Raw genomic sequence first — 16671 nt, 5'->3', positions numbered from 1 at the left:
TGGGCGACCTCCACGCACTCCCCGCCGCTACCGTTGCTGTAGCTGCTCCCGTACCAGCGGACGGTGCTCAGGTCAGCTTCTGTGCTTGCCATGTCGGTAGTCCTCTGCCGCTTGGTCGATGAGGGACAGGGACGCCTACGGTGGGAGTGCCGCCGCCCTGAGCAGATCGTACGACCTGCGGTAGGTCTTCACGAGGGGCGGAAAGTCGATGAGTTGGCCGTTGTGCAGGCCCTCCGTGTAGACCACGGGCGGTGCGTCCGGGAAGGTCATCACCCTCGTCATGCCCATCATGAAGGGGTGGGCGTGGGCGGTTTCCGGGAGGACCTGCAGAACGCCCTGCGTTGCTCGGATGACCCGTGCGATGTGCTCCAGTTGGGCCGCCATCTCCTCCGGCGGGAGGAGCGGCTTGCGGAGCAGGGACTCATGCAGGATCGCCCAGAAGGACGGGCGTTCGTCCTCGGTCCAGATGTCCGCCCGCTTCAGACGGGCCCCTACCTGGAGGTTCACCGTCTCGTCAGACAGCCAGGGCAGTGACGTGCGGACGACACCCTCCGCATACGTCTTGGTCTGAAGCAGACCCGGCACCAGCATCGGTGCCCAGTCCTCGATCGTCTCCGCGCCCTTCTCCATCTCCGCCACATCCGCGAAGTACTCCGCATGCCCTGCCCCGGAAGCTGCCCTCGGCCAACTGCTCCAGCGTCAGCCCGGCCAGCTCTCTGCGGTAGCGCAACTCGGCGCCGTAGAAGGAAGGGACATTCGCCGACGCGTTGACGTCCTTGCGGGGAGGCACAACTGACCACCGCCACTTTTCTGTTGCGCTGCGCAATCCGAACCGCTTCCACGGTAGGGGGCGCGACGCCACTGTGTGACTGGTTCATCACAGAGAGCACAGGAAAGGGTTACGTCCATGAAACCGACCTCCCGCCCGAGGCAGGTGCCGACGGCCCCCCTGCTGCTCGAACTGGTCGCGTGGCCGAAGGTGTTGCCCGGACTGCGGTGCGACGTGCGGCGGTATCTGGGTGGGCCGTGTGCCGACGCCGAGCTGTGTGTCACCGAGCTGGTCGGCAACGTCATTCGACATGTGGGAGAGGGGAGCCCGGTCCGGGTGTCGGTGCGGGTCCGGGAGGCGGGGGCCTGGGCTGAGCGCCGTATCCGCGTCGAGGTCACCGACCCCGAGCCGCAATCGCTTCCGGTCCTCCGTCGGGTGGGCGACGAGGACGAGTCCGGGCGTGGGCTGGCTCTGCTCGACGCGGTGGCGTCGCGGTGGGGCGTGGAGCAAGGGGTGGCGGAGAAGACGGTGTGGTGTGAGGTGGTGGGCTGAGGAACACACACGTCGGCCGCGGCGGCTCCCCCTCCGCGCCGCCGCGGCCGATCCCCCGGTGGGGTGGTTACTTCGTCGGCTTGAAGGGCTCCGACGTGGCGTGCATGTCCTTGGTGGTGATGGGCTCGGTGGTGGCGTGCATGTCCTCGGTGGTGGCGTCGCCGTCGGTGGCCTGGACGTCGTCGGTGGACGCCTCGGTGTCCGTCGTGCCGGTGGCGTGCATGTCCTGCGGCTTGGTGACCGACTTGTCGCTCATGGGCTCTGCTCCACTTGGTGTGTACGTCAGTAGGTCGGCAGGGCCCGTCCGGACACTCCCCCGAGTGTGTGTGGCCGGACGGGCCCGTTCCGGGCGCTCACACTAGTTCGTCAGTGCGAGCCCTGCCCTGGCGACCCGTCTGCCCCCCGACGCGACGGATCGACTGCAATGAGCATGGCTGACCGCGATAAACGAATGATGAACGCCCCGAACGGGCCTCAGGCCGCCTCCACCGGGCGCAGGAGTTCGCGGACGGCCGCGGCCTCGGACGCGTCCAGCTCCTCGTAGATATGCAGGGCTTCGCGCCAGCACACCTGTGCCCGGCCCAGCTGGCCGATGCCGGTGAGCGCGTGGCCCAGGACGGTGAGGACGTTGCCGCGCCGCCACTCGCCGCCGATGCCCCGGAGCACGGTGAGGGCCATCTCGGCGTTGCCCGCGGCCTGGGCGTAGCGGTGCCCGGCGATGTCCACCTCGGCGAGACGGAACAACGTCATGCCCTCCCAGAGCCGTTGGCGGCTCTCGCGGAAGACCTCCAGCGCCTCCAGCAGTCGCTCGGCGGCGGCGTTCAGCTCACCGCTCTGCGTCAGCGCCATGCCCAGCGCGTAGCGGCCGTTGGCCCCGCGCATGGAGTTGCCCATGGCGTCGTAGATCTCCATGCCCTGCTGGGCGAGTGTGACGGCGCTCTGGGTGAGGCCGGTCGCGAGGTGGATGCGGGAGAGGTTGCAGAGGGCGCTGGCCTCGCCGGGGCGGTCACCGAGGGTGCGGAAGTGCTGGATGGCCTCGGAGAGGTGTTCCTCACCGTCGGCGTTGCGGTTCTGGTAGAGGGCGATGATGCCGCGGGCGTTGCGGGCCCAGCAGACCGGGAGGAGGTCGTCGGCCTCGTGCGCGAGCCGGATGACCTTCTCGGCCTCCTGATCGGCCTGGTCGAACCGGCCGCCGTCCACGTGCGCGTGGGCCAGCGTCATCCGTGCGCGGGCCTCCGTGCCCGGTACGCCCAGCCGCTGAGCGGACCGCAACAGCGCCCTGGCGGTGGCCTCGTACTCCCGGGAGTTGGCGCCGGACTCGGAGATGTCGAGCGCGGCCCAGAGCAGGTCGATGGCCCGGCGGAGGGAACCAGTGCGGTCCGCGGACTGCTGGACCAGGGCCAGCAGGCAGTTGGCCTCGGTGTAGAGCCAGTCCCGGGCGGCCTTGCGGTCGGTGAAGTCCAGCCCCGGATGGGCGGTGGCCTCCAGGTGGTCCACCAGCCGGTCCCCCGGCCGCTCGATCGCGTACACCCGTGCGGCCGTCGCCAGACAGAAGTCCAGCAACCGCGACAACGCCGCCTCCCGCTCCCCCGGCGGCTGCTCGTCGCGTTCCGCGCAGGCGCGGGCGTAGAGGCGTACGAGGTCGTGGAAGCGGTAGCGGCCGGGGGCGGCGGACTCGAGGAGGGAGGTGTCGACCAGGGACTCCAGGACGTCCTCCGTGTCGTCGGGCGGGAGGTCGAGGACCGCCGCCGCGGCGGAGAGGGAGATGTCCGGGCCGTCCGCCAGGCCCAGCAGGCGGAAGGCGCGCGCCTGGGCGGCGTCCAGGGCGCCGTAGCCGAGTTCGAAGGTGGCCTTGACGGCCAGGTCGCCCGCCTGCAGCTCGTCCAGGCGGCGGCGCTCGTCCGCCAGCTTCGCCGCCAGGACGGAGACCGTCCAGGTGCGGCGGGCGGCGAGGCGGGAGGCGGCGATGCGGATGGCCAGGGGGAGGAAGCCGCAGGCCGCTACGACATCCAGGGCGGCCTTGCGTTCCGACGCGACCCGCTCCTCGCCGACGATCTTCGTGAAGAGGGCCAGCGCCTCCTCCGGGGACATCACGTCCAGGTCGACCAGGTGCGCGCCCGCCAGGTCGACCATCCGCACCCGCGACGTCACCAGGGCCGCGCACCCCTCCGTCCCCGGGAGCAGGGGACGTACCTGTGCGGCGTCGCGGGCGTTGTCCAGCAGGACCAGCACCCGGCGGCCGGACAGGACCGAGCGGTACAGCGCCGCGCGTTCCTCCAGGGACTCGGGGATCGCCGAGTCCGCCGTACCCAGGGCGCGCAGGAAGGCGCCGAGCACCGTCACCGGTTCCGCCGCCCGTGGGCCCGCGCCCTGGAGGTCGACGTAGAGCTGTCCGTCCGGGAAGGCGGGGCGTGCCGCATGGGCCACGTGGACCGCCAGCGTCGTCTTGCCGACGCCGCCGATGCCCGCCACCGCCGATACGGCCATCACCCGGCCCTCCGCCGACGCCAGCACCTCGCCCAGCTCGGCCACGAAGGACGCGCGGCCCGTGAAGTCGGGGACGGAGGCGGGGAGCTGGGCGGGGCGGACGGGGGTGGCGGGTGGCTCGGCGACCGGGGCGGAGGGCTCGGCCAGGCCGGGGTCCGCCTGGAGGATGCGCTGCTGGAGGTCGCGCAGGCCCGGGCGGGGGTCCACGCCCAGTTCCTCCGCGAGCAGGCGGCGGGTGTCGGCGTACACCGCCAGCGCCTCCGCCTGGCGCCCGCTGCGGTAGAGGGCGAGCATGAGCAGTTCCCGCAGGCGCTCCCGCAGGGGGTGGGCCGCCGTCAGGGCGGTCAGTTCGGAGACCGCCTCCGCGTGGCAGCCCTGTTCGAGGTCCATGTCCAGGCGGGACTCCAGCAGCTGGAGGCGCCATTCCTCCAGGCGTACCCGCTGGGCCTCCGCGTACGGGCCCGGTACGCCTGCCAGCGCCTCCCCGTCCCAGCGGGCCAGCGCGCTGCCCAGCAGGTCGCGGGCGTGGCACAGGTCCCCGGCGCCCCGCGCCTTCTCCGCCTCCGCCGCGAGGTCCTGGGCCCGGGTCAGGTCCAGCGCCCCCGCGGCCAGTCCCCGCACGGCGTACCCGCCCGACTCGCTGACCAGCACCCCGGCGCCGAGGACCTTCCGCAGCCGGGAGGCGTAGGTGCGCAGGGCCGCCAGCGCCTGCGAGGGCGGGTCCTCCCCCCACACGGCGTCGATCAGTTCCGCCGCGGTGGCGGTACGGCCCTCGCGCAGGAGGAGCGCGGCCAGCAGGGCGCGTTGCTGGGGGGAGCCCGTGGCCAGCGTCTCCTCGCCGCGCCGGGCGCGCACCGGGCCGAGCACGCTGAAGCTCAGGTTGGCGGGCGGCTCCCCCGCAGACTCCGGACGCCGCTGCTCCGGTACGCGCGGCACATCCGGTACGCGCGATACGTCCGGCATGCGCGGTACACCGTCCATGTCGTCCCCCTGACATCCCTAGCAACTAGGTCAGTTTGCCTTGTGCGAGGCGGATGCGTCAGCCGGGGGAGACAGCGATCACAGGGTGGGGGGCGGGGTTCACAAGGTCCACACCCTTCCCGCCCATGCGGAGGTGTATTCGCGCGAGCTGACGGACCGTCAGATGCGCGCTACCGTGCCAGCATGGACACCCCAGAGACCCCGGACACCGCGTTCCCGCTGATCATCTCGGTCGACGACCACACCGTGGAGCCCCCGCACGTCTGGCAGGACCGGCTCCCGAAGAAGTACCGGGACACCGGCCCCCGCACCGTCCGCGCCCCGCTCAAGGAGATGACCTTCCTCGGCGGTCGCTTCAAGCCCGTCATGGGCACCCCCGGCGGCAGCGACGGCCCGATCGGCGACTGGTGGGTCTACGAGGACCTGCACCGCCCCCTCACCCGCCTGGACACCGCCGTCGGCTACAGCAGGGACGAGGTCAAGCTGGAGATCATCACCTACGAGCGGATGCGGCCCGGCTCCTACGACGTCCCCGCCCGCCTCGCCGACATGGACGTCAACCACGTCCAGTCCGCCGTCTGCTTCCCCACCTTCCCGCGCTTCTGCGGGCAGACCTTCACCGAGGCCGCCGACCACGACCTCGCCCTGCTCTGCGTGCGCGCCTACAACGACTGGATGGTGGAGGAGTGGTGCGGGCCGGACGCCCACGGCCGTCTCATCCCGCTCACCCTCATCCCCCTCTGGGACGCCGGACTGGCCGCGGCCGAGGTCCGCCGCAACGCCGCCCGCGGCGTCCGCGCCGTCGCCTTCTCCGAGATACCCCCGCACCTCGGGCTCCCGTCCGTGCACACCGACGACTGGGACCCGTTCCTCGCCGCCTGCGACGAGACCGGCACGGTCATCGCCATGCACATCGGCTCCAGCAGCCGCATGCCCTCCACCTCCGCCGACGCGCCGCCCGCCGTCGGGTCGACGATCACCTTCGCCAACTGCTGCTTCTCGATGGTCGACTGGCTGATGAGCGGCAAGTTCGAACGCTTCCCCCGGCTGAAGGTGATGTACGCGGAGGGGCAGATCGGCTGGATCCCCTACATCCTGGAGCGGGCGGACGTCGTCTGGGAGGAGAACCGGGGCTGGGGCGGGGTCGCCGACAAGGTGCACCGGCCGCCCTCCGAACTGTTCGCCGAGCACGTCCACGGCTGCTTCTTCGACGACGCCTTCGGGCTCAGGAACCTGGACGCGATCGGCGTCGGCAACGTCCTCTACGAGACCGACTACCCGCACTCCGACTCCACCTGGCCGGAGTCCCGCCAGGTCGGCGAGGCGCAGACGGGGCACCTGGACGCGGAGGTCGTCGAGCGGATCGTGCGGGGCAACGCCATCGAGCTGCTCCAGCTCACTCCCGAGGGGCTCTGGTCGCCGTGAGCCTGGACTACGGCATCCAGCTGCCCGTCCAGGCCCAGAGCACCCTCTTCGCCGAGCCCTGGGAGGCCACCGCGGGCCCCGCCGACCTGGTCGCGGTCGCCCGCGCCGCCGACCGCGCCGGGTTCGCGTACCTCGCGAGCTGCGACCATGTCGCCGTACCGCGCCGCCTCGCGCCCGCGATGAGCACGGTCTGGTACGACCCCGTCGCCACCCTCGCCCACCTGGCCGCCGTCACGGAACGCGTCCGCCTGCTCAGTCACGTCGCCGTCGTCGGCCTGCGCCACCCCCTCCTCACGGCCAAGCAGTACGCCACCCTCGACCACCTCTCCGGCGGACGCCTGGTCCTCGGGGTGGGCGCCGGGCACGTCCGCGAGGAGTTCGAGGCGCTGGGCGTGGACTTCCGGCGGCGCGGTGCCGTCCTGGACGAGACGATCGACGCGCTGCGGGCCGCCCTCGGACCGGAGGAGTTCCCCGAGCACCACGGCAAGCTGTACGACTTCGAGGGCCTGGGCCAGCTCCCCCGCCCCGCCCAGCCCCGCGTCCCCCTCTGGGTCGGCGGCTCCTCGCCCGCCGCCGTGCGCCGGGCCGCGCTCAAGGGCGACGGCTGGCTCCCGCAGGGCGACCCACGGGACCGGCTGCCGGACCAGATCGCCCGGCTCACCCGGCTACGGCAGGAGGCGGGCGTCACGGCTCCGCTGACCGTCGGCGCCCTCACCGAGCCGCTCTACGTCGGCGAACCCGCCTGGGACGTCGGCCGCCGCACCCTCACCGGCGCCCCGGCCGCCCTCGCCGAGTCGCTGCGCGCGTACCGGGCGATGGGCGTGCACCAGATCCAGGTGCGGTTCCGCAGCCGGAGCCGCGCCGAACTGACCGACCAGATGGAGGCGTTCGGCGCGGACGTGGCGCCGTCGCTCCAGGACAGGACTGCCTGAGGAGGCCCCATGGGCAAGCTGGACGGCCGTGTCGTCATCGTCACCGGCGCGGCGCGCGGACAGGGCGAGCAGGAGGCCCGGCTGTTCCGGGCGGAGGGCGCGGAGGTCGTCGTCACCGATGTGCTCGACGACCAGGGGAAGGCCCTCGCCGAGGAGATCGGGGCGCTCTACGTCCACCTGGACGTGGCCGACGAGGACGACTGGCGGGCGGCGGTACGGCGGGCCAGGGACGCGTACGGCCGTATCGACGGGCTCGTCAACAACGCGGGCGTCCTGCGCTTCGGCACGCTCGTGGACACGCCCCTCGAGGACTTCATGCAGGTGGTCCGGGTCAACCAGGTCGGCTGCTTCCTCGGGATCAGGACGACCACCCCCGAACTGGCGGACGGCGGCACGATCGTGAACACCGCCTCCTACACCGGGGTGACCGGGATGGCCGCCGTGGGCGCGTACGCGGCGAGCAAGCACGCCGTCCTGGGCCTGACCCGGGTGGCCGCGCTGGAGCTGGCGCCCCGGGGGATCCGGGTCAACGCCGTGTGCCCGGGCGCGATCGACACCGCCATGTCCAACCCGGCGCAGCTGGGCCCGGCGGCGGACGCGGCGGAGATGTCCCGGGCCCTCGACGACCTCTACCGCAAGCTCGTGCCGCTGGGGCGGATCGGGCGGCCGGAGGAGGTGGCGCGGCTGGCGCTGTTCCTGACCTCGGACGACTCGTCGTACATCACGGGACAGCCGTTCGTGATCGACGGTGGCTGGCTGGCCGGGGTCTCGGTTATCTGACTGTCCGTCAGCTCTTGACCCGCCACGCGTACGGTGCCACAGTCAGCGATCTGACGATCCATCAGAAACTTCGTACCGGGGACGGTGAACCGCCTTGGAATTCGGGCTTTTCGTACAGGGATACGTCGGCAGGCGCGCCCAGGGCGACCCGCTCGCCGAGCACAAGGCGCTGATGGAGGAGACCGAGTACGTCATCGAGGCGGACCGGTCCGGATTCAAGTACGCGTGGGCGTCCGAGCACCACTTCCTGGAGGAGTACTCCCACCTCTCCGCCAACGACGTCTTCCTGGGCTACCTGGCCCACGCCACCGACCGCATCCACCTCGGCTCCGGCATCTTCAACCCCCTCGCCCAGGTGAACCACCCCGTCAAGGTCGCCGAGAAGGTCGCCATGCTCGACCACCTCACCGGCAACCGCTTCGAGTTCGGCAGCGGGCGCGGCGCGGGCAGCCACGAGATCCTCGGGTTCCTCCCCGGCATCACCGACATGAACCACACCAAGGAGATCTGGGAGGAGACGATCGCCGAGTTCCCCAAGATGTGGCTCCAGGACGAGTACGAGGGCTTCCAGGGCAAGCACTGGTCGCTGCCCCCCAGGAAGGTGCTGCCCAAGCCGTACGGGAAGTCCCACCCCGCCCTGTGGTACGCCGCCGGGTCGCCGCCGTCGTACGCCATGGCGGCGAGGAAGGGGCTCGGGGTGCTCGGCTTCAGCGTGCAGAAGGTCTCCGACATGGAGTGGGTGCTGGAGCAGTACAAGACGGCGATCGTGGACGCCGAGCCGGTGGGGGACTTCGTCAACGACAACGTGATGGTGACGACGACGGCGATCTGCGCGCCCACGCACGCGGAGGCCGTGGAGACCGCCGTGCGGGGCGGGCTGCACTACCTGCCGTCCCTCGTCTTCCGGTACCACGACACCTTCCCCCGCCCCGAGGGCTTCCCCGTGTGGCCCGAGACGCTGCCCGAGTACACCGCGGAGTTCGTCGAGATCCTCATCGAGGAGGAGCTGCTGATCTGCGGGGATCCCGACGAGGTACTGCGGCAGTGCGAGCGGTGGGAGCAGGCCGGGGCCGATCAGATCAGCTTCGGGCTGCCGGTGGGCGTGCCGAAGGAGGAGACGCTGCGGACGATCCGGCTGATCGGGGAGCACGTGATTCCGAAGATCGATACGGATCCCGTGCATCGGACTACGCGGTTCCGGGAGGGAGCCTGAGCGTCGTTGGCGGGTGCGGGTCGTGTGTGGTTGGTCGCGCAGTTCCCCGCGCCCCTGGGTGGGAAGTCCGACCGCACGCCAGGAGGTGCACCTCATGCTCGATCACGTGCTCACAGGCGCCACCGTCGTCGACGGGACCGGCGCCCCCTCGTACACCGCCGACGTCGGCCTGCGTGACGGTCGTATCGCCGCCGTCGGGCGGATCACCGGGGCCGCGCGCACCCGGGAGGAGGCCGATGGACTCATCCTGGCGCCCGGCTTCGTCGACCCGCACACCCACTACGACGCCCAGCTGTTCTGGGACCCGTACGCCACCCCCTCCCTCAACCACGGCGTGACCACGGTCGCCGCCGGGAACTGCGGGTTCACGCTCGCGCCGCTCAACCCCTCCCGTCCCGCCGACGCCGACTACACGCGCCGGATGATGTCCAAGGTCGAGGGGATGGCGCTGGTGGCGCTGGAGCAGGGGGCGCCCTGGGACTGGCACGGCTTCGGGGAGTACCTGGACGCGTTGGAGGGGCGGATCGCCGTCAACGCCGGGTTCATGGTGGGGCACTGCGCGCTGCGACGGTATGTGATGGGGCCGGAGGCGGTCGGGGGGCAGCCGGGCGAGGAGCAGCTCGCGCGGATGGTGGGGCTGCTGCACGAGGCCATGGACGCGGGGGCGTGGGGGTTCTCGACCACGCAGTCCAGCACGCACTCCGACGGCGACGGGCAGCCGGTGGCCTCCCGGCACGCGCGTCCCGCCGAACTCCTCGCTCTCGCGCGGGCGGTGGGGCAGCACGAGGGGACGCAGATCGAGGCGATCGTCGCGGGCTGCCTCGACCAGTTCAGTGACGCCGAGATCGAACTGCTGGCGGAGCTGAGCGCGACCGCCGGGCGGCCCCTGAACTGGAACGTGCTCACCGTCGACGCCGCCGTCCCGGAACGCGTGCCCCGGCAGCTCCTGGCGAGCGAGCGGGCGCGGAAGGCGGGCGGGCGCGTGGTGGCGCTGACCATGCCCATCCTCACGCCGATGAACATGTCCCTGGGGACCTTCTGCGCCCTCAACCTGATCCCCGGGTGGGGGGAGATCCTCGGGCTGCCCGTCCCCGAGCGGATCGCGCGGCTCCGTGACCCCGCCGTGCGCGCGGGGATGCTGCGCCGGGCCGCGAGCAGGGAGGCCGGGGTCTTCCGCCGTCTGACGGACTTCGGGCGGTACGTCATCGGCGACACCTACAGCGCGGCAAACGCCGGGCTGACCGGCCGCGTCGTCCGGGACATCGCGGCCGAACGCGACCAGGACCCCTTCGCCTGCCTGGTGGGGATCTGCGCGGCCGACGACCTGCGTACGGTCCTGTGGCCGATGCCGACCGACAACGACCCGGCGTCCTGGGCGCTGCGCGCCGAGACCTGGCGGCACGAGGACGTCCTGCTCGGCGGCTCCGACGCGGGCGCCCACCTGGACCGCATGTGCGGGGCGCCGTACACCACCCGCTTCCTCGGCGACTGTCTGCGCGGCCGGAGACTCGTCGGCCTGGAGGAGGCCGTGCGGATGCTGACGGACGACCCGGCGCGGCTGTTCGGGCTGCGCGAGCGCGGGCGGATCAGGCAGGGCTGGCACGCGGACCTCGTCCTCCTCGACCCGGACCGCGTCGACGCCGCTCCCGCGACGCTCGTCCACGACCTGCCCGGCGACAGCCCCCGGCTCGACTCCAAGGCGCTCGGCGTACGGGCCGTCTGGGTCAACGGGGTCGAGACGATCCGCGAGGACACGGTGACCGGGAAGGTGCCGGGCCGGGTGCTGCGCTCGGGCCGGGACACGCGGACGGTGAGCACCAGGTGACCGCCGCCCGTCTCTTCGTCGGCGGGGCGTGGGTCGAGCCGGACGGCGGCCACTACGACGTCGTCGACCCCGCGACCGAGCGGCCCGTCGGCGCGGCCCCGGAGGCCTCCCGCGCACAGGTGTACGCCGCCTGCGCCGCGGCCCGCGAGGCGTTCGGGCCGTGGTCGCGTACGGCGCCGCAGGAGCGGGCGGCGATCCTGGCCCGTACCGCGGCGATCGTGCGGGAGCGGCTGGCCCCGTACGCCGACCTGGCCCGCGCGGAGACCGGCGCGACCACGGCGACGGCACGGGCGATGCAGGTGGGCGTGGCGGCGGCCCGCTTCCGGCGGTACGCGCGGGTGGAGGAGACGGAGACCGCGATTCCGCCGCAGATCAACCCGGCGGGCCCGATGGGACCGGCGAGCGTGCTGGGCGCGCTGGCCGTGCGCCAGCCGGTCGGCGTCGTCACCTGCGTCACGTCCTACAACAACCCCTGGGCCAACCCGGCGGGCAAGATCGCGCCCGCGCTGGCCATGGGCAACACGGTGGTCGTGAAGCCCGCCCCGCAGGACCCGCTGTCCGTCTACCGGATGGCGGAGGCGCTGGAGGCGGCCGGGCTGCCGCCGGGTGTCGTGAACGTGGTCTCCGGACGCTCGGTGGCGGTCGGTGAGGCGGCCGTCGAATCCGGGGACGTCGACATGGTCAGCTTCACCGGCTCCACGGCGGTCGGGTGCCGTATCGCCGAGGTGTGCGGGCGGCACATGAAGCGCCAGTTGATGGAGCTGGGCGGCAAGGGCGCCGCGGTCGTCTTCGACGACGCGGACCTCGGCTCGGCGGTGTCCGGCATCGGGACGACCTTCTCCTTCTACAGCGGGCAGATCTGCACGGCGCCGACGCGGGTGCTGGCGCAGCGGGGGGTGTACGACGCGGTGGTCTCCCGGTTGGCGCGGTACGCGGCACGCCTGCCGGTGGGCGACCCGGCGGCGCCCGGTACGGTCGTCGGCCCGCTGATCTCGGCCGCCCACCGCGACCGCGTGGAGTCGTACGTCGCACTCGGCCGGAAGGAGGGCGCGGTAGTGGTCACGGGCGGCGAACGCCCCCCGCTGGACCACGGCTACTACGTCACCCCCACCCTCCTCGCCGACTGCACCAACGACATGCGGGTGGCCCGCGAGGAGATCTTCGGCCCGGTCGTGACCGTCCTCCCCTTCGAGGAAGAGGAGGAGGCCGTCGCCCTCGCCAACGACACGGACTACGGCCTCGTCGACTACGTCTGGTCGGGCGACGTGGCCCGCGCCTTCCGGGTGGCGCGACAGCTGCGGGCGGGCGGGGTCGGCGTGAACACCGTGGGCCGCAACATGGAGGCGCCGTTCGGGGGCTTCAGGCGCAGTGGCGTGGGGCGGGACGTGGGTGCGTGGGCGCTGCACGCGTACAGCGAGACACAGGCGATCGTGTGGGCGGGTTAGCCGCGACGTGGCTGACTGGGGGCTGGGTCCTCAGCCGTCCAGATCCACACGCACCGTCAGCAACTGCGTCCCCAAGGCCCGCACGGCCGCGCTGTTGAGCTTCGGCAGGCTCCGCATCCGCGCCACGGGGTCGTCGTCAGGCAGCAGACGGGCGGTCCCGGTGTGCCACCGCCCGCGCAGCCGGACCCGCACGCGGGGATCGGCCTTGATGTTCCGCACGTACTGGGCCCGCTCCCCGAACTCCGCGACCAACCAGAAGGAATCACCGACCCGCCGCCCACCCACCGGCGTGCGGCGGGGCAGCCCGGAGACGCGGCCGGTGGTCTCCAGGAGGGTGTGGCCGGGCAGGCGGCGCGTGAGGGGGTTGGCGACGTGGCGCTGGAAGGTGGTGGCGGCGCGGAAGCGGAGGTCGGCGAGGCGGGTCATGGGCGCGGGTGCTCCTGTCGTCCTGGTGAGCCAAGTGGCGGTCGATGTTGCTTCAATGGTCCCCGGCGCACGCTGAGGGAAGCAGGTGGCTGCGGTGCGGGTGATGACCTGGAACCTGTGGTGGCGGTTCGGGCCCTGGGAGGCACGACAGAAGGCCATCCTGGGAGCCCTGCGAGAGGCACGGCCCGATGTGGTCGGCCTCCAGGAGGTGTGGGCGGCGGGCGGTGAGAACCTCGCCGAGTGGCTGGCCGGCGAACTCGGCATGCACTGGACGTGGGCCCCGTCCGGTCGGCCCGAGCGGTGGCAGCGGCGGATCGGGGGCGCACCGGTGGACGTCGGCAACGCCGTCCTGAGCCGCTGGCCGGTCGTCGACCGGGCCGTCCTGCCCCTCCCCACCCCACCCGACCTCGACGACGGCCGCCTCGCGCTCCACGCCCGCCTGGCGGCGCCGGGCGCCGACATCCCCTTCTTCACGGCCCACCTGACATCGCTGGTGCACGCCTCGGCGGTACGGCAGGCCCAGGTGGAGGCCCTGGCGACCTTCGTGTCCCAGCATCGATCGGACACGGCCTTCCCCCCGGTCGTCACCGGCGACTTCAACGCCTGGCCCGACTCCGACGAGATCCGGGCCTTCGGCGGCTACAAGACCGCCCCCACCACCCCCGGCCAGGTCTTCATCGACGCCTGGGAATACGCAGCCCCGGACACCCCGTCCGCCACCTGGGACCCCACCAACCCCTACGTCGCCGCGACCCACAGCCCACCCGCCCGCATCGACTACATCCACGTCGCCCCACCCGGCCCCAACGGCCTCGGCCACGTCCGCACCATTCAACGCGCCTGCCACGGCCCTGTGGAGGGGGTGTGGCCGTCGGACCACGCGGCGGTGGTGGCGGACCTAGCGGGGGGTGAGCTGGCCTGACCCAAGGGTTCCGGGAAGCCCCTGCCAAACGCCGGGCCCGGCAACTCCGCAAGCGCGGCCCGCCGTCTAACCCCGCCACCCCCGCAGCTCCCCCTTCACGACCTTCCCGCTGGCGTTTCGCGGTAGTGCCCGCACGAACTCCACCGCCCGCGGCACCTTGTAGTTGGCCATCTCCCGTCGTGCCCAGGCGATCAGGTCGTCCCCCGTGAGTGTCGACCCCGCGCGGCGCACGACGTAGGCCTTGCCGACCTCCCCCAGCCGCCGGTCGGGGGTGCCGGTCACCGCGGCCTCGGTCACGTCCGGGTGCAGGCACAGGATCTGCTCGATCTCCGCGGGGTAGGCGTTGAAGCCGCCGACGATGTACATGTCCTTGATGCGGTCGGTGATCCGCAGGTTGCCCGTCGGGTCCAGGACGCCGACGTCGCCGGTGTGCAGCCAGCCGTCCGGGGTCAGGACCTCGGCGGTGGCCTGCTGGTCCTCGTAGTAGCCGCGCATGACGTTGAAGCCGCGGACCAGGATCTCGCCGCGTTCGCCGGGGGCCAGCGCGGCGCCCTGCGGGTTCACCACCTTCACTTCCGTGCCGGGGATCGGTCGGCCCGACGTGGCGGCGATGACCGAAGGGGCGTCGCCCTGGCGGCACATGGTGACGATGCCGGTCGCTTCGGAGAGGCCGTAGGCCGTGAGGACGGTCGAGACGCCCAGCTCGGCGCGGAGGCGTTCCACCAGGCGGAGGGGGACCACCGCCGCGCCCGTGACCATCAGGCGTAGTGAGGAGAGGTCGTGTGCCGTCCTCGCCGGGTGGTCCAGGAGGGACTGGAGGAGGGTGGGTGGGCCGGGGAGGACGGTGACGTGCTCCGCGGCGATGTTCGCCAGGACCGTGTCGACGTTGAACACCGGCTGGGGGATCATCGTCGCGCCGCGCATCAGGCAGGCCAGCACGCCCGCCTTGTAGCCGAAGGTGTGGAAGAAGGGGTTCACGATCAAGTAGCGGTCGGCCTGGCGCAGGCCCGCCAGGCCGCACCAGATGTCGTACGCGCGCAGGGTCTGGGCGTGGGTGGTCATCGCGCCCTTGGGGCGGCCCGTCGTGCCGGAGGTGAAGGTGACGTCCGACAAGGCATCACCCGGCAAGTCCGCCGCGCGTGCGCGGACCTCCGCCGTCCCTACCCCCTCCCCGCTCGCCAGGAAGTCCTTCCAGGTCTGGTAGTCGGGCGGGGCGTCGTCCGAGAGGACCACCACCTTGCGCAGGGACGGGAGGCCCTCCGGTGACGACGCTGCCGCGCGGCGTAGCGAGGCCACGTATGACGTGCCCAGGAACGTTCCCGTGACGAACAGCAGCCTCGCCCCGCTCCTGCCCAGCACGTCCGCCGCCTCCGTGCCCTTGAAGCGGGTGTTCAGGGGGACCAGGACCGCGCCCGCGGTCACCGCGCCCAGCGCCGCGACCATCCAGTCCAGGGAGTTCGGTGCCCAGACGGCGACCCGGTCGCCCGGGCGCACCCCGCTCGCCATGCAGGCCGCCGCCGCGCGTTCCACCCGGGCGCCCAGTTCGGCGTAGGTGACGCGGGTGCGGCCGTCCACCACCGCCTCGGTGTCCGCGTACCGTTCGGTGGCCGTCCGGACCAACGCCGGGATGGTGCTCCCGTCCCCGCCCCACCTCTCGTCTGCGCGCACGGCGACCGACCTCCTCCCGCATAGCTGACTGACCGTCAGATTAGTTGTAATCTGACGGCCTGTCAGCAGTGGTCCGCAGGCCTGGAGGTGCACCAGGATGGCCGGTCTCAAAGACGCCACCGCCATCGTCGGCATCGGGCAGACCCCCTTCGCCAGACGCCTCGACGACGACGAACGCACCCTCGCCTGCCGTGCGGTCCTCGCCGCGCTCGATGACGCCGGGATCGCGCCCGGCGAGGTCGACGCCCTGGCCTCGTACACCATGGAGGAGACGGACGAGGTCGAGCTGGCGAAGGCGGTCGGGCTCGGGGACCTCACCTTCTTCGGGCGGATTCCCTACGGGGGTGGCGGGTCCTGTGCCACCGTCGCTCATCTCGCCGCCGCCATCGCCAGCGGGCAGGCCACCGTCGGGGTCGCCTGGCGGTCGCGGAAGCGGGGCAGCGGGCCCCGGCCCTGGACGGATACCAGCGTCCAACTGCCCACCCCGGCCCAGTGGACCCGCCCCTTCGGGCTGCTCCGGCCCGTCGACGAGATCGCCGTTCTCGCACGCCGCTACCTGCACGAGTACGGCGCCACCCGCGATCACCTCTTCAACGTCGCCCTCGCCTGCCGGAACCGGGCCAACCAGAACCCCGCCGCGATCATGTACGAGCGCCCCCTCACCCGGGAGATGTACATGACCTCCCGATGGATCAGCGAGCCCCTCTGCCTCTTCGACAACTGCCTGGAGACGGACGGCGCCCTGGCCTGTGTCGTCGTGTCGCGTGAGCGCGCCCGCGACTGCCGACGGCGGCCCGTCTATGTGCACTCCGCCGCCCAGGGGCTGCCCGCCCAGCACCACGGCATGGTCAACTACTGGAACGACGACCCCCTCACCGGCCCCGCCTGGACCGCCGCCCGGCATCTGTGGAAGCACGCCGACCTCGCCCCGCAGGACGTGGACGTCGCCCAGATCTACGACGCCTTCACCCCGCTCGTCCTGCTCTCCCTGGAGGGCTACGGGTTCTGCGGGCGCGGCGAGGGCGGGGCGTTCACCGAGGGCGGGGCGATGGAGATCGGCGGGCGGCTGCCCATCAACACCGGTGGCGGCGGGCTCAGTGAGGCCTACGTCCACGGGTTCAACCTCATCAACGAGGGCGTCAAGCAACTCCGCGGCACCAGCACCGCCCAGGTCCCGGGCGCCGCCACCTGCCTCGTCACCGCGGGTGAGGGCGTCCCGACCTCCGCGCTGCTGCTGAGGAGCTGA

At 72.3% G+C, this 16671-nt stretch carries 13 protein-coding genes and 1 pseudogene; 9 read left to right on the top strand and 5 right to left on the bottom strand.

What is annotated here, in order from left to right; translation table 11 throughout:
* Positions 1-72 precede the first annotated feature (72 nt).
* Positions 73-790 (bottom strand): annotated as a pseudogene (locus ACFVQG_RS25520) (DUF5753 domain-containing protein).
* Positions 791-907: 117 nt separating this feature from the next.
* Here ACFVQG_RS25520 and ACFVQG_RS25515 point away from each other — a divergent pair.
* Complete coding sequence (locus tag ACFVQG_RS25515; protein WP_383387681.1) at positions 908-1321, top strand: ATP-binding protein; 414 nt, start codon at positions 908-910, stop codon at positions 1319-1321.
* Positions 1322-1388: 67 nt separating this feature from the next.
* Here ACFVQG_RS25515 and ACFVQG_RS25510 read toward each other — a convergent pair whose 3' ends face one another.
* Both ACFVQG_RS25510 and ACFVQG_RS25505 read right to left on the bottom strand, forming a co-directional pair.
* The gene (locus tag ACFVQG_RS25510) at positions 1389-1577 is read right to left on the bottom strand and encodes a hypothetical protein (protein WP_383387679.1); all 189 of its coding nucleotides are present in this window, start codon (positions 1575-1577) and stop codon (positions 1389-1391) included.
* A gap of 218 nt (positions 1578-1795) precedes the next feature.
* Positions 1796-4789, bottom strand: a complete 2994-nt coding sequence (locus ACFVQG_RS25505; protein ID WP_383387677.1) for a BTAD domain-containing putative transcriptional regulator — start codon at positions 4787-4789, stop codon at positions 1796-1798.
* 183 nt (positions 4790-4972) lie between these two features.
* On the opposite strand from ACFVQG_RS25505, the gene ACFVQG_RS25500 reads away from it, so the two are divergent.
* The 6 genes from ACFVQG_RS25500 (at position 4973) to ACFVQG_RS25475 (ending at position 12409) form a co-directional block, all read left to right on the top strand.
* Complete coding sequence (locus tag ACFVQG_RS25500; protein WP_383387675.1) at positions 4973-6214, top strand: amidohydrolase family protein; 1242 nt, start codon at positions 4973-4975, stop codon at positions 6212-6214.
* Positions 6211-7146, top strand: a complete 936-nt coding sequence (locus ACFVQG_RS25495) for an LLM class F420-dependent oxidoreductase (RefSeq protein ID WP_383387673.1) — start codon at positions 6211-6213, stop codon at positions 7144-7146. Before ACFVQG_RS25500 ends, ACFVQG_RS25495 begins: the two co-directional genes overlap by 4 nt.
* Before the next feature lie 9 nt (positions 7147-7155).
* Entirely contained in the window at positions 7156-7926 is a 771-nt protein-coding gene (locus tag ACFVQG_RS25490; RefSeq protein ID WP_383387671.1) for an SDR family NAD(P)-dependent oxidoreductase, read from the top strand.
* Positions 7927-8020: 94 nt separating this feature from the next.
* Positions 8021-9139, top strand: a complete 1119-nt coding sequence (locus tag ACFVQG_RS25485) for an LLM class flavin-dependent oxidoreductase (RefSeq protein WP_383387669.1) — start codon at positions 8021-8023, stop codon at positions 9137-9139.
* Positions 9140-9233: 94 nt separating this feature from the next.
* Positions 9234-10964: an amidohydrolase family protein gene (locus ACFVQG_RS25480; protein WP_383387667.1), complete on the top strand. Its 1731-nt coding sequence runs from the start codon at positions 9234-9236 to the stop codon at positions 10962-10964.
* Positions 10961-12409, top strand: a complete 1449-nt coding sequence (locus tag ACFVQG_RS25475; RefSeq protein WP_383387665.1) for an aldehyde dehydrogenase family protein — start codon at positions 10961-10963, stop codon at positions 12407-12409. Before ACFVQG_RS25480 ends, ACFVQG_RS25475 begins: the two co-directional genes overlap by 4 nt.
* A gap of 30 nt (positions 12410-12439) precedes the next feature.
* Here ACFVQG_RS25475 and ACFVQG_RS25470 read toward each other — a convergent pair whose 3' ends face one another.
* Positions 12440-12835, bottom strand: coding sequence for a nitroreductase/quinone reductase family protein (locus ACFVQG_RS25470; RefSeq protein ID WP_383387663.1), 396 nt, complete (start codon positions 12833-12835; stop codon positions 12440-12442).
* A 94-nt stretch (positions 12836-12929) separates the two neighbouring features.
* Here ACFVQG_RS25470 and ACFVQG_RS25465 point away from each other — a divergent pair, with 94 nt between their 5' ends.
* A complete protein-coding gene (locus ACFVQG_RS25465) occupies positions 12930-13757 on the top strand; it encodes an endonuclease/exonuclease/phosphatase family protein (RefSeq protein ID WP_383387661.1) in 828 nt (275 codons plus the stop codon).
* Positions 13758-13823: 66 nt separating this feature from the next.
* Here ACFVQG_RS25465 and ACFVQG_RS25460 read toward each other — a convergent pair whose 3' ends face one another.
* Positions 13824-15425 carry a FadD3 family acyl-CoA ligase gene (locus ACFVQG_RS25460; protein ID WP_383387659.1) on the bottom strand — a complete coding sequence of 534 codons (1602 nt, stop codon included), beginning with the start codon at positions 15423-15425 and terminating at the stop codon, positions 13824-13826.
* Between the two features lie 97 nt (positions 15426-15522).
* Here ACFVQG_RS25460 and ACFVQG_RS25455 point away from each other — a divergent pair, with 97 nt between their 5' ends.
* Positions 15523-16671, top strand: a complete 1149-nt coding sequence (locus tag ACFVQG_RS25455) for a lipid-transfer protein (RefSeq protein ID WP_383387657.1) — start codon at positions 15523-15525, stop codon at positions 16669-16671.

Source organism: Streptomyces sp. NPDC057877 (assembly GCF_042796855.1).
GTDB lineage: Bacteria > Actinomycetota > Actinomycetes > Streptomycetales > Streptomycetaceae > Streptomyces.
This window is presented reverse-complemented; position numbering and strand designations above follow the sequence as displayed.

Coding starts and splice junctions, on each gene's coding strand:
- ACFVQG_RS25515 (WP_383387681.1), top strand. CDS start 908: ATGAAACCGACCTCCCGCCCGAGGCAGGTGCCGACGGCCCCCCTGCTG.
- ACFVQG_RS25510 (WP_383387679.1), bottom strand. CDS start 1,577: ATGAGCGACAAGTCGGTCACCAAGCCGCAGGACATGCACGCCACCGGC.
- ACFVQG_RS25505 (WP_383387677.1), bottom strand. CDS start 4,789: ATGGACGGTGTACCGCGCATGCCGGACGTATCGCGCGTACCGGATGTG.
- ACFVQG_RS25500 (WP_383387675.1), top strand. CDS start 4,973: ATGGACACCCCAGAGACCCCGGACACCGCGTTCCCGCTGATCATCTCG.
- ACFVQG_RS25490 (WP_383387671.1), top strand. CDS start 7,156: ATGGGCAAGCTGGACGGCCGTGTCGTCATCGTCACCGGCGCGGCGCGC.
- ACFVQG_RS25480 (WP_383387667.1), top strand. CDS start 9,234: ATGCTCGATCACGTGCTCACAGGCGCCACCGTCGTCGACGGGACCGGC.
- ACFVQG_RS25470 (WP_383387663.1), bottom strand. CDS start 12,835: ATGACCCGCCTCGCCGACCTCCGCTTCCGCGCCGCCACCACCTTCCAG.
- ACFVQG_RS25455 (WP_383387657.1), top strand. CDS start 15,523: ATGGCCGGTCTCAAAGACGCCACCGCCATCGTCGGCATCGGGCAGACC.